This window comes from Pseudomonas sp. PS01301 (genome assembly GCF_029960215.1).
GTDB lineage: Bacteria > Pseudomonadota > Gammaproteobacteria > Pseudomonadales > Pseudomonadaceae > Aquipseudomonas > Aquipseudomonas coleopterorum.
On record NZ_JASCPM010000069.1, the window covers coordinates 1 to 13,744 of the forward strand.

The 13,744-nt window shown below is 65.7% G+C and carries 12 protein-coding genes; 6 read left to right on the forward strand and 6 right to left on the reverse strand.

Features of this window, described 5'->3' with window-relative positions; all coding sequences use genetic code 11:
- Window positions 1-268: 268 nt before the first annotated feature.
- Window positions 269-1,462: an EAL domain-containing protein gene (locus tag QMX89_RS21635; RefSeq protein WP_282349820.1), complete on the reverse strand. Its 1,194-nt coding sequence runs from the start codon at window positions 1,460-1,462 to the stop codon at window positions 269-271.
- Between the two features lie 194 nt (window positions 1,463-1,656).
- On the opposite strand from QMX89_RS21635, the gene QMX89_RS21640 reads away from it, so the two are divergent.
- Complete coding sequence (locus QMX89_RS21640) at window positions 1,657-2,604, forward strand: AEC family transporter (RefSeq protein WP_282349821.1); 948 nt, start codon at window positions 1,657-1,659, stop codon at window positions 2,602-2,604.
- On the opposite strand, the gene QMX89_RS21645 is transcribed toward QMX89_RS21640, so the two are convergent.
- Window positions 2,601-3,368 carry an SDR family NAD(P)-dependent oxidoreductase gene (locus QMX89_RS21645; RefSeq protein ID WP_122743296.1) on the reverse strand — a complete coding sequence of 256 codons (768 nt, stop codon included), beginning with the start codon at window positions 3,366-3,368 and terminating at the stop codon, window positions 2,601-2,603. The genes QMX89_RS21640 and QMX89_RS21645 overlap by 4 nt on opposite strands.
- Window positions 3,369-3,414: 46 nt before the next feature.
- The gene (locus QMX89_RS21650) at window positions 3,415-4,479 is read right to left on the reverse strand and encodes a sigma 54-interacting transcriptional regulator (protein WP_282349823.1); all 1,065 of its coding nucleotides are present in this window, start codon (window positions 4,477-4,479) and stop codon (window positions 3,415-3,417) included.
- Window positions 4,480-4,633: 154 nt separating this feature from the next.
- On the opposite strand from QMX89_RS21650, the gene QMX89_RS21655 reads away from it, so the two are divergent.
- Entirely contained in the window at window positions 4,634-5,536 is a 903-nt protein-coding gene (locus QMX89_RS21655) for a LysR family transcriptional regulator (RefSeq protein ID WP_282349824.1), read from the forward strand.
- A gap of 157 nt (window positions 5,537-5,693) precedes the next feature.
- Here QMX89_RS21655 and fabG read toward each other — a convergent pair whose 3' ends face one another.
- Genes fabG through QMX89_RS21670 form a run of 3 tightly spaced genes read right to left on the reverse strand, consistent with a single transcriptional unit; the run spans window position 5,694 to window position 9,398 of the window.
- A complete protein-coding gene (fabG, locus tag QMX89_RS21660; RefSeq protein ID WP_282349825.1) occupies window positions 5,694-6,473 on the reverse strand; it encodes a 3-oxoacyl-ACP reductase FabG in 780 nt (259 codons plus the stop codon).
- A gap of 13 nt (window positions 6,474-6,486) precedes the next feature.
- The gene (locus QMX89_RS21665; RefSeq protein WP_282349826.1) at window positions 6,487-8,370 is read right to left on the reverse strand and encodes a TRAP transporter large permease subunit; all 1,884 of its coding nucleotides are present in this window, start codon (window positions 8,368-8,370) and stop codon (window positions 6,487-6,489) included.
- Window positions 8,367-9,398 carry a TRAP transporter substrate-binding protein gene (locus QMX89_RS21670; RefSeq protein WP_049859310.1) on the reverse strand — a complete coding sequence of 344 codons (1,032 nt, stop codon included), beginning with the start codon at window positions 9,396-9,398 and terminating at the stop codon, window positions 8,367-8,369. Before QMX89_RS21670 ends, QMX89_RS21665 begins: the two co-directional genes overlap by 4 nt.
- A 411-nt stretch (window positions 9,399-9,809) precedes the next feature.
- On the opposite strand from QMX89_RS21670, the gene QMX89_RS21675 reads away from it, so the two are divergent.
- Genes QMX89_RS21675 through QMX89_RS21690 form a run of 4 tightly spaced genes read left to right on the forward strand, consistent with a single transcriptional unit; the run spans window position 9,810 to window position 13,511 of the window.
- On the forward strand, window positions 9,810-10,979 hold the full coding sequence (locus tag QMX89_RS21675) for an acetyl-CoA acetyltransferase (RefSeq protein WP_056842927.1): 1,170 nt from the start codon (window positions 9,810-9,812) through the stop codon (window positions 10,977-10,979).
- The gene (locus QMX89_RS21680; RefSeq protein ID WP_282349827.1) at window positions 10,976-12,553 is read left to right on the forward strand and encodes an acyl-CoA synthetase; all 1,578 of its coding nucleotides are present in this window, start codon (window positions 10,976-10,978) and stop codon (window positions 12,551-12,553) included. Before QMX89_RS21675 ends, QMX89_RS21680 begins: the two co-directional genes overlap by 4 nt.
- Complete coding sequence (locus QMX89_RS21685; RefSeq protein WP_282349829.1) at window positions 12,553-13,104, forward strand: hypothetical protein; 552 nt, start codon at window positions 12,553-12,555, stop codon at window positions 13,102-13,104. Before QMX89_RS21680 ends, QMX89_RS21685 begins: the two co-directional genes overlap by 1 nt.
- Window positions 13,101-13,511: a PPC domain-containing DNA-binding protein gene (locus tag QMX89_RS21690; RefSeq protein WP_282349830.1), complete on the forward strand. Its 411-nt coding sequence runs from the start codon at window positions 13,101-13,103 to the stop codon at window positions 13,509-13,511. Before QMX89_RS21685 ends, QMX89_RS21690 begins: the two co-directional genes overlap by 4 nt.
- The last annotated feature ends 233 nt before the right edge of the window (window positions 13,512-13,744 follow it).

A 13,744-nucleotide genomic window follows, 5' to 3' on the forward strand; every position in this document is an offset into this window, starting at 1 on the left:
CCGCGTTGGCTCTCCCCCCCCGCGGGTGCCGCCGCCGCGGCGGGCGCCGCTGCTACAGGGGTATGCGAACGTTTCCAAAGATGGTGCGTGCGCGGTCCGTGTAGCAGCGGCGCGAGCCGCGTCTGGGGGCGCCGCGTCTGCCCTGACCCTCCCCGTGTGCCGCCGACGCGGCTTGCGCCGCTGCTACAGGGGTATGCGAACGCTTCCAGAGATGGTGCGGGCGCGGTTCGTGTAGCAGCGGCGCGAGCCGCTTCCGGGGGCGCCGCTGCTACAGGGGTTCGGGGCGGCCGAGGAGGAAGCCTTGGGCGTTGGCGGCGCCCAGGCGTTTGAGTTGCGCCAGTTCGGCTTCGGTTTCCACGCCTTCGGCGACGATCACGCTGCCGGTCTCCCGGGCGAAGGCGATCAAGGCCGACGCCATGGCGCGTCGCTGGAAATCCTGATCGATACCGCGGGTCAGGCTCATGTCGAGCTTGATGATGTCCGGGCGCACCTGAAGGATATGCCGCATGCTGGCATACCCGGCGCCCGCGTCATCGATCGCCACCCGCACACCTCGCACCCGCAGTGGCTGCAACGCCACCTGCAACGATGCGTAGTCCTGCACCACGGCATGTTCGGTCAGCTCCAGCACCAGGCGCTCGGCCGGATACTCCTGGAGTACCCCCAACAACTCGCCGCTGAGTACCAGCTCGGGCGAGCAGTTGATGCTCAGGTAGGTGTCGGGCGCCAGCCGCGACAGCCCGGCCAGGGCCTCGCGGATGGCAAGGCACTCCAGTTCCGTTCCCAGCCCGACTTCGGCGGCCTCCTTGAACCACACGTCCGGAGTGCGTGCCGGTACGCCGCTGAAACGTGACAGGCACTCCCACCCCGCCACACGCATGGTGTGCAGGTCGAAGATCGGCTGATAGACCACCCGCGGCTGACGCGACTCGATGACTTCGAGCACTCGCGAGGTCTTGACGTCATGGTCGCGGGCCCTCTGCAGATCGGTTTCGAGGCGCTCGGCGATCAGTTCGGCGAAGACGTTCATCATCTTCAGATCGCGCTCGCTCAGCCCCGGATCGGGCGTGTGGCTGAAGCAGCAAAAGGTCCCGTATAGTCGGCCGTCGCTCAAGTGGATGGGCACGCTCATGTGCGCACCGACCGGCAGACCGGGGGTTTGGGGCACGGCCATGGCGGCCGGCAATTGACCGGTGTCACGAATCAATCCGGGCAGTTCGCCGCTGACAACCCCGCGACAGTAGCCGGCGCTCATCTCGAGCACATCCCCTGGGCTGAGCGGCACCGGGCTGGCGGCATCGACGTGAGTGAACACGCGGTCGCTCCCGCGAAAATGGGAAACGAACGCTACATCCATGCCCAGATGTGTGCGCATGGCGCGCAACACACGATCCACGCAGCCTGCCTCGGTGGCAGACAACGGCTTCAGCGCAACCAGGTCCATCAGGTTATCGGCTGTCATGACGCACTATCGCCTCCTAATGTGATAGTGCCATCAGTGTAGATGGACCTCCCCCCCTCCCTTCAAGTAAAAAACGACGAGACGCCCAACGGTAGGCTCGAGTCGCTACGCAACCAGCGGCGGCGAACCGGCGTGCCGTCCACCGTGGCGCTGCTACACTTCGGCATCCAACCGTGCAAAGGACACCGTGCCCGATGCTTGCAATCTTCAACGTCGCCTTTCCAGTATTCGGCTTGATTCTGGTGGGTTTCGTCTGCCGTCGGCGCAACGTCCTGGGGCCCAATGCCTCCATCGAGCTCAACCGTTTCGTGATCTACCTGGGCCTCCCTGCCCTGCTGTTCGAAGCCATGGCGCGGCTGGGTACCTTCCAGGGTCTGAACCTGGGCTACGTGCTGGCTTTCGGCTTGGGCATGGGCATGGTTTTTCTGCTGACTCTGTGGTTGCGGCTGCGCGCCCGCGCACACTTTCTCGACGCCACCATCGACGCTTTGGGCGCCGGCTATCCCAACTCGGGATTTCTCGGTATTCCTCTGTGCCTGCTGACCTTCGGCGACCCCGGCATCGCTCCGGCGGTGATCGGCGCCGTGATGACCGCCTGCCTGTTGTTCGCCGTGGCCATCATCATGATCGAGACCTTCCAGCAGACCGAGAAACACCTGGGGCGCACGCTGCTCAAGGTCGGCCAGTCGCTGCTGCGCAATCCGATCATGGTGGCTCCGGTGCTGGGCTCGCTGGTGGCCTACAGCGGCCTGGTGCTCCCGGTGGGCGTTCGCCAGTTGTTCCAGTTTCTGGGTGCTGCGGCGGGGCCCTGCGCGCTGGTGTCGATCGGGCTGTTTCTGGCCGCGGAGAAATCGCAGAAAGCCGACAGCAAGACCCTGGCCATGCTGGTGGCGATGAAACTGCTGCTGCAACCGGCGCTGACGGCGTGGCTGGCGTTCTGGGTGTTCGACATCCCGGCGATGTGGGCGTGGGCAGCGCTGCTGGTGAGTGCGCTGCCCATCGGCAACGGGCCGTTCATGCTGGCCGCGCTGTATGGCCGCGAGGCCGATACCATGTCCCGCGCGATTCTGGTATCGACCCTGTTGTCGCTGGTCACGGTGTCGCTGATCCTGGCATTGATACCGGCTGCGGTGCAGCGCTAGTCGCGCATGTAGCCGCCGTCGACGTCCATGATCTCGCCGGTGACGAAGCTGGCCGCATCGCTGGCCAGGAAGCACACCGCTGCGGCGATGTCCCGCGGTGAGCCGGCACGTCCCAGGGGCATGTCGGCGAGCACCCGGGCGCGCGCTTCGGGCGCCAGGGCTCGGGTCATCTCGGTGTCGGTCAAGGCCGGGGTGATGGCGTTGGCGGTGATGTTGAACGGCCCGGCTTCGCGGGCCAAGCCCTTGGTCAAGGCGATGACGCCGCCCTTGGCCGCCGCGTAGCAGCTGTTGCCCAACAGACCACCGCCGCGCTTGCCGGCCACCGAGGCAATATTGATGATGCGCCCGGCGCGGCGCGCCATCATGCCGGGCAGCACGGCCTTGGCGCAAAAGAACACGCTGGTGAGGTCGATGGCCAGGACCCGATTCCATTCGGCCGCGCTGACGTCCAGCAACGGCCCGGTCGAGACGATCCCGGCGTTGTTGACCAGAATGTCGATACCGCCCAGCGCTCGTTCGATGGTCTCGACCATGACCTGTACCTGGCCCTCGTCGGCCACGTCTACGGCCACGCCGATGGCGTCGATGCCCAGTTCGCACAATTGCCCGGCAGCGGCGCTGGCGGCCGCGCCGTCGAGATCGGCAATCGCTACCCGCGCACCGCATTGACCCAGCGCCTGAGCGATGGCAAAACCGATACCGCGCGCGGCACCGGTCACCACCGCCACCTGACCGGTGATGGCAAGACTGATAGGGGCATTCATTATTGTTGTTCCCTTGGTTGAAGAGCCTGCAGCGCAAAGCGTGTGGTCAGGCCGGCTGGTAAACGCCCTGGGCGAGTTGGTCCTTGAGCGGCGGGATACCCAGCCGGCGCAACACCCGGTACAGCGACGGCCGGCAGATGCCCAGGGCACGGGCTGCCGCGGACATGTTCCAGCGGCAGGCGTTGAGCACATCCAGCACGTCGGCGCGCTCGTCGACCGGCGTGGCCAGGGTGACCGGGCGGCGGATCGGCGTGACGTTGGCAGGCGCTGCCTGGGTGGACGCACCCTGTTGCGCAACAAAGTCCGCGGGCAGATCGCTGCGCTGGATGCGGCTGCCCTCCATCACCGCGCAGGCGTAGCGAATCACTGCACGCATCTGCCGCAGATTGCCTGGCCAGGGGTGATTGAGCAGCAGCGGCCAGACATCCGAAGCGATGACCTGCCGCGGGTCGCAGCCGGGCAGTTCGCTGGCCACCATCCGGCAGACCAGTTCGGCGCGATCGATACGCTCGCGCAGGGGCGGCAACTGCACGACGCCGGTGGCGATGCGATAGAACAGGTCTTCGCGAAAGGCGCCTTGCTCGACCAGACCGGTGAGGTTCTGGTGGGTGGCGCAGATCAGCGCGAAGTCGACCTTGACGCTGCGCTCGGCACCCAGAGGGCTGACTTCGCGTTCGGCGATGACCCGCAGCAGGCGGGTTTGCTGCTCGAAGGGCATGTCGCCGATTTCGTCGAGAAACAAGGTGCCGCCGTCGGCCTGCTGAACCTTGCCTTTCTTGCCGCAGGGCAACGCGCCGGAAAAGGCGCCGCGCGAGTAGCCGAACAGCTCGCTCTCGATCAGGCTTTCCGGAATGGAGGCGCAATTGAGCGCCACGCACTGGGCCTGATGGCGTTGACTGTGGGCATGCAGCGCGCGGGCCAGCACTTCCTTGCCGGTGCCGGTTTCGCCCTGGACGAGCACGGCGATGCCGCGTTCCATCAGGCGCAGGGCGCGGCGGAAGGCTTGGCGCACCTGGGGGTCGCTGTCGTTGGCGATATCGGATTCGGGCAGTGCCGCGCAGGACAGTGCGGGCGAAGTGGTACGTGCAGTGTGTTCGCGAACGGAAGACATCGGCGTCACCTTTTATTGTTTTATAGCTCGTGACTATCTCGAGGTCTGGCGCTCGTGACGCAAGCCTCGACGCTGTGGCCATTTCACAATACGGCAGGCGGAGTTATGTTTTCCAATCCATAATCAGGTACCCACTGATACCTTTGCGAGCATCATGATCGAGCTCAGGCATTTACAGTATTTTCGTGCGTTGGCTGAAACCCTGCACTTTGGCCGCGCCGCCGAGCGCCTGCACATCTCCCAGCCACCGCTGTCGCGACAGATTGCGCTGCTGGAGCAAGAGCTGGGCGTGAAGCTGTTCGATCGCTCGCGGCGCCACGTGGAGCTGACCGATGCCGGCCAGCGGTTCTATCTGGACACCGGCACGGTGTTCGCCGCATTCGAACAGGCCAAGCGCAATGCGCTGGCGGCGGCGCGGGGGGCGGCGGGTGAGTTGTCGGTGGGGTTCATGATGTCGACGGCCTACAGCGTCACCCCGGCCATCACCCGGCGTTACGCGGCGCAGTATCCGCAGGTGAACCTGAAGCTGACCGAAACCCTGCCCATGGACCTGGCCCAGGACATCAGCAGCGGCAGCAAGGACGTGGCGATCATGTACCGGCCGCAGGATTGCAGCGGGCTGGAGACGGTGACCATCTACCGTGAAGAGATGACGGTGGTGCTGCCGCCGGGGCATCGGTTGCTCGAGCAGCCGCTGATCGATCCACGCGACCTGGCGGCGGAAACCTTCATCATCGTGCCACGCCGCATCGCCCCGGCGCTGCATGACATGATCGTCAATTACTGCCTGCAGCACGGCGTAACGCCCAATGTCGGGCTGGAAATCAACATGCAGCAGACCATCGTCAACCTGGTCGGCGAAGGCCTGGGCATCGCCATCGTGCCGCGCTCGATGCGCAACATGCGCCTGACCACCACCACCTTCCGCCCGCTGGTGGCGCCGCCGGTGGTCGAGGTGGTCGCGGTGTGGAAGGCTGACAATCACAATCCCTGCATTGCCACTTTCGTGGAAACCGCCATGCGTGCGGGTGAAGAGGCGACGCTGCAGGATCAGTGAGTGTCCGGTATATCGAAGTGCCCCTTTCGCGGCCGATGACCGCTCCTACAGTGGGATGGTGATCGACCGCAGTGTGTGACCGGCCGTAGGAGCGGTCTGTGGCCGCGAAGGGTTGACGGGGTATGCCTGACACACCGCGTTGTTTATGGCTGGGCGCTCAGATTTCCAGAATGCCGGACGCCATATAGCCGCCATCCACAGGAATCACATGACCGCTGATGTAGGAAGCATCGTCGGAGGCGAGGAAGGCCACCGCGCCGGCCATTTCCGCCGGGGTGCCGTAGCGGCGCATGGGGACGGCGCGGGCATAGGAGTCGCGGGTGGCACTGGAGTGCAGGCGCTGGGTCAATGGGGTGTCGACCGGCCCAGGCGCGATGCCATTGACGGTGATGCCGTACTCGGCCAGTTCGACCGCCATCTGCCGGGTCAGACCGATCACCGCGGCCTTCGACGTGCCATAGGCAGTACGCCCCGTGCTCGCCCGCATGCCACTGATGGACGCGACGTTGATGATCCGCCCCCAGCCCTGCTCCTTCATCAGGCGCGCTGCCTGCTGACCGCACAACAGCGCACCGGTCACATTGATGTTCAACACCCGCTGCCAATCGGCCAGGTCGCAGTCCAGAAAGGCCTGGGTCCTGGCGATGCCGGCATTGTTAACCAGCACGTCGCAGCGCGACAGACCGGCGAACACCTCGGCGATCGACTGCGCATCACCGATATCGATCACCACCGCCTGCGCCTCGATACCCTGGGCGTGCAAGCCGGCGACCATTTCTTCGGCGGCGCCGCGGTTGATGTCGGCCACCACCACACTGTGGCCGTCCTCGCCAAGGCGCTGGGCGATCGCCGCGCCAATGCCCATGGCCGCGCCGGTGATGAAGGCCACCCGGCCCTCGCCGCTCTTGCTGGGAAGCTGTCTGACTGCTTGGCTCATGACCAGGACTCTCTTAAAGGAAACCGATGGAAATCCACGGGAAACAGGCAACGATGACCAGCGCCACCACCAGTGCCGCCAGGTACCCCCAGACGCGGCGGATAACATGGTCGGACGGTGTCTTGCTGATCGCACAGGCGGCGTAGAAACCCACGCCCAGGGGCGGCGCGAACAGGCCGATGCCCATGGCCAGGATGACCACCATGGCGTAGTGCACCGGATGGATGCCGAGCATTTCGGCGAGCGGGAACATCAATGGGCCGAACAGCACGATGGCTGGAATGCCTTCGAGCACGCTGCCCAGAATCAGGAAGGTCACGATGGTAACGAACATGAAGCCGATGGCGCCGCCCGGAATTTCGCTGATCAGGTCGACCAGATTGGCCGAGAACCCCGACTGGGTCAGTGCCCAGGCCATGGCCGAAGCCATGCCGATGATCAACAGGATCGCCCCGGACAGCGCCGCGGCCTCGATCATCATCGGGTAGACCTTGCGGAACTCGATGTGGCGCATGAACAGGTGCATCACCAAGCCCACCAGCACCACATAGGCCACGCCGATGGTCGAGACTTCGGTAGCCGTGGCCGCACCTTCGAGCACCGCCACGCGGATCAGCAATGGCAAGGCCAGGGCCGGCAGCGCGACCATGAAGGTCTTCGCCACCACCGACATCGGTGCCCGCTTGACGGTGGGCATGGCTTCCTTGCGCGAGCGCCACCAGCAGACGATGGCGATGACCACGGTGGCCACCACCGCAGGCATCAGGCCGCCGATGAACAGCGCGGTGATCGAGACGCTGCACACGGCGCCAATGGTGATCAGCACCAGGCTCGGCGGAATGGTTTCGGTCATCGCCCCGGTGGCCGCCAGCAAGGCGGCCAGCTCTTCGGGCTCGGAGCCGCGCTTCTTCATTTCCGGAAACAGTGCCGGCGCCACTGCGGCCATGTCGGCCACCTTGGAGCCGGAAATCCCCGACACCAGGAACATGGCGCCGAGCAGCACGTATTGCAGACCGCCGCGCACATGCCCAAGCAGCGAGGCCATGAAGTCGATCAGCGTGCGGGCCATGCCCGACAGCTGCAGCACCACGCCCAGCAGGACGAACAGCGGTACGGCGAGCAGCACCATGTGCGACATGCCCTCGTCCATGCGACCGACGACGATGGACAAGGGGGCATGGGTGGCCAGCGCCAGATAGGCCATGGTGGCGGTGCCGAAGGCGAACGCGATCGGGATGCCGCCGAACACGCAGGCACCCAGCAGCACCAGGAAGAACACCACCAGGTTGTAGTTGCCGATCTCGGCGAGCAGCGGCTGGGCCAACCACAGCGTACCGCCCACCACGGTGACCACGGCTACGCCGGCGACGAACTGGCGCAGGGTGGAATAGCGGGCCATGCGCGCGACCGCCGCCAGCAGCATGAGCATGGCGCCGACCGGCAGTGCGGCGGCACGCACGCCGTCGGGAATGCCCAGGGCCGGCGTGGTGATCGCCATCTGCTCGTGGGAGTGGACCATCGCCGGGGTGATGATCATGGCCACGAACAGCACCACGATCAGCGCCGACAGGGTTTCGCTGAAACCGCGCCAGGCCGGGGGCAGCTTGTTGACCAGCGCCGACATGCGCATGTGCTCGCCCCGATCGAGCGCCAGCACGGCGCCGAACATCGCCAGCCAGATGAACAGCGACGAGGCCAGCTCGTCGGTCCACACCAGCGGGTTATGAAACACGTAGCGCGAGACGACGCCAGCGAGCAGCACGCAGGTTTCCACCAGCATCAAGGCCACGGCAAGCACCTCGACCACGCGCATGGCGCAGCGGTTGAGGCAGGTCAGCGCCCGGGCCGGCAGGCGCATGGCAACGGTTTCGGCCGGCATCGCCTCGGCGCTCATCATGCCAGCTTCCCGGAGTATTTTTCGAGGATGGCCCAGGCGGCCTCACCGAACTTCTCGTGCCAGTCGGCGTAATAGTTGGCGCTGCGCAGCTTCTCGCGGAACGCCTGCGGCTCGGTGTCGGCCAGCTCCAGGCCTTTTTCCTTGAGGGTGTCGCGGATGCTGCCCTGCAAGGCGGCCAGGTCGGCACGCTGGCCCATGACCGCGGCATCGATGTGCTTGCGCACCACCGCCTGCACGTCGGCCGGCAGGCGGGCGAACGACTTGCTGTTGCCGAGCATCCAGAAGCCGTCCCACACATGGTTGGTCAGCGAGCAGTACTTCTGCACTTCATAGAGCTTGGCCGACGACACCAGGGTCAGCGGGTTTTCCTGACCTTCGACGATGCGCGTCTGCAGGGCCGAATACACTTCGGCGAAATTGATGCTGGTGGGCGCTGCCTCGAATGCCTTGAAGATCGACATGATGATCGGACTGGGCGGCACGCGCAGCTTCATGCCCACCAAGTCTTCAGGCTTGAGCACCGGGCGTGTGCTGGTAGTGGTGACGCGAAAGCCGTTGTCCCACATCTTGTCGAAGGCGAACAGGGTTTCGGTCTTGGCGATCTCGCTGCGTACATGGGCGCCCAGGTCTCCGTCCATCGCGCTCCAGACCTGATCGTAGTCCTTGAAGGCAAAACCCACGGCGCTGATCTGCACCGAAGGCACCAGGGTACCGAGGATGACCGGCGACAACGCGAACAGGTCCACCGCGCCGGAACGCACCTGGGCCAGGGTATCGGTGTCGCTGCCCAGCTGGCTGCTGGGGAACACCTGGATCTGCACCGCGCCGTTGGTTTCTTCCTTGATGGCCTTGGCCATTTCCCGCGCCCGCACGTTCATCGGGTGAATCATGGGCAGGTTGTTGGCGAACTTGAGCCTGAAATCCGCCGCCTCGCTGCGTGGGCTGAACAAGCCCAGCCCCGTGGCGGCGACGGCCGCCGATGCGAGGGTGGCGGTCTTGATGAAACGGCGGCGCGAGAAATCACTCATGTAGCTCTCCTGACCTTCTTGTTTTTATTGACCAGCTTTCATTCACCGGGCTGCCGGGGCAGGCGCTGGGGTACCGGTGAGAAAGCAAATCGGGTGCCACCCCTGCCCGACCCGTGGAAAAACCGTGCCCATCGGCGTGAAGGGGACAGCAAGCTGCTGTTTTGTCTGAACAAACTCGTACCGATGTGAATGTATCCGCAGATGTCAGGCGCCAAGCCCTGCCCGGCTCGATGTAACAGGTGTCTCCCTCAGGTGTCGCCCAGCACCGACGAAGCGACACCTGGGGCGACACCCGACGTCTGCTGGGTAACAGCCAGCCCGCCGCCGGCTGGCGTTTCAAGGCCTTGGCACCGCTCTTGCTATCGCCCTTGGCAAACAACATCAACAAGCCTTCAATCGAGGACACACCTCATGGGTTCGCCAGTCATCAGCGGTTGGTACCACTCCCCCTTCGGCAAATTCGACCAGCTCGATCCCGAGCAGATGATGGCCGATGCGGCCGTGGGTGCGCTCGAACATGCCGGGCTGGACGCCGAGCAGATCGATTCAGTCCACGTCGGCCATTTCAATGCCGGCTTCCTGTATCAGGACTTTCCTTCCGCGCTGCTCGCCAATCATATTCCGGCGCTGCGCTTCACCCCGTCGGTACGCCTGGAAAACGCCTGCTCCACCGGCTCGGCAGCCATCCACTCGGCGCTGCAGGCGGTGCTCTCGGGGCAGGCTCGGCACGCTCTGGTGGTGGGCTTCGAGAAGATGAACACGCTGCCCACCGACGAGGTCGGCAAGATCCTGCTCAAGTGCTGCTACGCCAAGGAGGAAGCGCAGATCGAAGGTGGCTTCGCCGGGGTGTTCGGCACCATCGCCCAGACCTACTTCGAGCGCTACGGCGACCAGTCCGACGCGCTGGCGATGATCGCCGCGAAAAACCACGCCAACGGCGCGCTGAACCCCTACGCGCACATGCGCCGCGACCTGGGCTACGACTTCTGTCGCGAGCCGTCGGCGAAGAACCCGTTCGTGGCCGGACCGCTCAAGCGCACCGACTGCTCGCTGATCACCGACGGCGCCGCCGCGCTGGTGATCAGCCGCGACGACCACGCGCCCGGCCGTGGCCAGGCGATCAGCTTCAGGGCGGCGGTGCAGGTCAACGACTACCTGCCACTGTCGCGCCGCGACCCGACGGTGTTCGAAGGCGCCGCGCGGGCCTGGCAACAGGCGCTGGACACCGCAGGGCTGAGCCTGGCTGATCTGTCGCTGGTGGAAACCCATGACTGCTTCACCATTGCCGAGCTGCTGGAGTACGAGGCCATGGGCCTGGCCGAGCGTGGCCAGGGCGCGCGGGTGATTGCCGAAGGCATCAGCCGCAAGGACGGTCGCCTACCGGTCAACCCGTCCGGCGGGCTCAAGTCCAAGGGCCACCCGATCGGTGCCACCGGGGTGTCGATGCACGTGATGGCGGCCATGCAGCTCAGCGGCCAGGCCGGCGACATGCAGTTGGCCAAGGCCGATCGCGCCGGCGTCTTCAACATGGGCGGCGCGGCGGTGACCAACTACGTGAGCATTCTGGAGCGCGTGCAATGACCGGCATCGACAACGTGATGAACCTGGGCGAACTGCTCAACCAGATCGCCCGGCGCTACCCCGACGCACCGGGCTTCATTCGCGGCGAGCAGGTGCACACCTGGCGCAGCATTTCGCAACGGGTCGACAGCGTCGCCGCGGCGCTGCGCGCGCGTGGGCTGGGCAAGGGCGATAAGTTGCTGGTGCATTCGCGCAACAACCTGCCGCTGTTCGAAAGCGCCTGGGTGGCGTTCCGCCTGGGCGCGGTGTGGGTGCCGACCAACGTGCGCATTACCCCGCCGGAGGCCGCCTACCTGGGCAGTTCCAGCGGTGCGGTGGCGATGCTCTACGACGAGGGGCTGGCGCATTACGTGGATGCGGTGCGCGCCGAGTCACCGGCGCTGGCGCAGGTGATCGCCATCGGCGAGCCACGCGCGGGTGAACTGAGCTACGGGCAATTGCTCGACGAAGGCGCGCCACACGCCAGCACGTTCCGCGCCGCCGACGTCAATTACCATGACCCGCTGTGGTTCTTCTACACCTCAGGCACCACCGGTCATCCCAAGGCCGGCGTACTCACCCACGGGCAGATGGCCTTCGTCATCAACAACCACATCGCCGACCTGATGCCGGGGCTCTCCCAGCATTCGCGCTCGCTGGTGCTGGCGCCGCTGTCTCACGGGGCCGGCATCCACGCGCTGGTCAACGTGGCGCGTGGCGCCGCCTGCGTGCTGCCGGCCAGCGACCGCCTGGACTGCGACGAAGCCTGGCGCCTGGTGCAGGAACACCGCGTCGACAACCTGTTCGCCGTGCCGACCATCGTCAAGATGCTCACCGAAGACCCTGCCGTCGACCGCTACGACCACAGCAGCCTGCGCCATGTGATCTACGCCGGCGCGCCGATGTACCGCGCCGATCAGTGCCACGCCCTGCGCAAGCTGGGCAAGGTGCTGGTGCAGTATTACGGCCTGGGCGAAGTCACCGGCAACATCACCGTGCTGCCCGCCGATTGCCACGACGCCGAAGACTCCCCCGCCGCCAAGGTCGGCAGTTGCGGCTATCCGCGCACGGGCATGCAGGTGGCCATTCTGGACGACGCCGGCAACGAGTTGGCCACCGGTGAGGACGGGGAGATTTGCGTGCGCGGACCGGCCGTGTTCAGCGGGTACTACAACAACCCGACGGCCAATGCCAGCTGCTTCAAGCACGGCTGGTTCCACACCGGCGACCTGGGCCATGTCGACGAACAGGGGTATCTGTTCATCACCGGCCGCGCCTCGGACATGTACATCTCTGGCGGCTCCAACGTGTACCCGCGCGAGGTCGAGGAAGCGCTGCTCACCCACCCGGCGGTCAACGAAGTGGCGGTGCTGGGCATGCCGGACGAGAAATGGGGTGAGTGCGGCTGCGCGGTGATCGTCACCACCGGCCAGGTCAGCGACGAGCAGTTGCTGGCCCACCTGGAGCCGCGCCTGGCCCGCTACAAGTGGCCCAAGCGCTTCGTGCGCTGGGACGCCATGCCCAAGTCCGGCTACGGCAAGATCGTCAAGAAGCAGATCCGCACGTTGCTGCAGGAACGCGAGGAGGTCGCCTGATGAATCCCCATTTCGAGGAGCGCGGCGGCGTGCGGGTCTTCGTCCATGGCGGGCCGGCCCAGCAGCCGCGGCGTCTGGACCGCAGCGTGGCCCAGGGTGAAGAACTGCGCCTGGTGCTGCCGCTGGCGTGCAACGTCGGCGCAGGCGTGCTGCAAGCCCTGCAGGGGCGTCGGTACGGCAGCGCCGTGGGCCGCATCCTGTGTGGTGGCGCGGCGCACCTGAGCTACCACCGCATGGTGGTCACCGACAAGCCGGAGCGACCCTACGACTACGGCGCTCCGGTGGTGCTGGACGGCTACATCACCTTCATCAGCGGTGCCATCACCGTGGGCCGGGATGCGCAGAACAAGCCATTGCTGCACTGCCACGCCGGTTTTCTGGATCGCGATGGCCAGCAGCACGGCGGCCATCTGCTGCTCGACCGGCTGGTGGTCGGCAGCGAAAGCCTGGTGATCCGTCTGTGCCTGTTCGATCACGTCGCTTATCAATCGCAACCCGACGCCGAAACCCATTTCAGCCTGTTGCACCCGATCGACCAGGAGGCTTCATGAACGCCAGCGCCGTACTCGAACCCGACCTGTCCGCCTCAACCGTTCAGACCGGTCGCCTGGGGCGTCTGGTGGTGGCGCGGCTCAAGCCCAACGAAGACATCGTCGAAAGCGCCGAAGCCCTGTGTGCCAGTCACGGCATCGAGCTGGCCGTGATTCGCGGCGGGCTGGGCAGCCTGATCGACGCACAGTTGGGCTATCTGGGACGACAGGGCATGAAGACCCTGACCGTACCCGGGCCCGGCGTGGAGATTCTGAGCATAAGCGGCGAGATCGTCATCGGTGAGAGCCGACTGCAAGCCGTGGTGGCCGACGCCGACGGCAACATCTTCGCCGGACGCCTGGAGCGCGGCCGCAACCTGTCGTTCATCACCGTGGAACTGACCCTCCAGGAATGGCTGCCAGACTGAATCGGCGGCAACCCTCTGCACAAGAAACAGTAGTGAACCTGTGGGAGCGGGCTCTGCCCGCGAAGGGTACGCTGCGGTCGACCAGATGCACCGCGTCGAGTTCTTCGCGGGCAGAGCCCGCTCCCACAAGAGACGGCGGCAACCCCCTGGACAAGAAACAGTGGTGATCTTGTGGGAGCGGGGTCTGCCCGGGCAGGGGGCGCCGCGGGCGGGCGGGGCCGGGGGCGGGCATT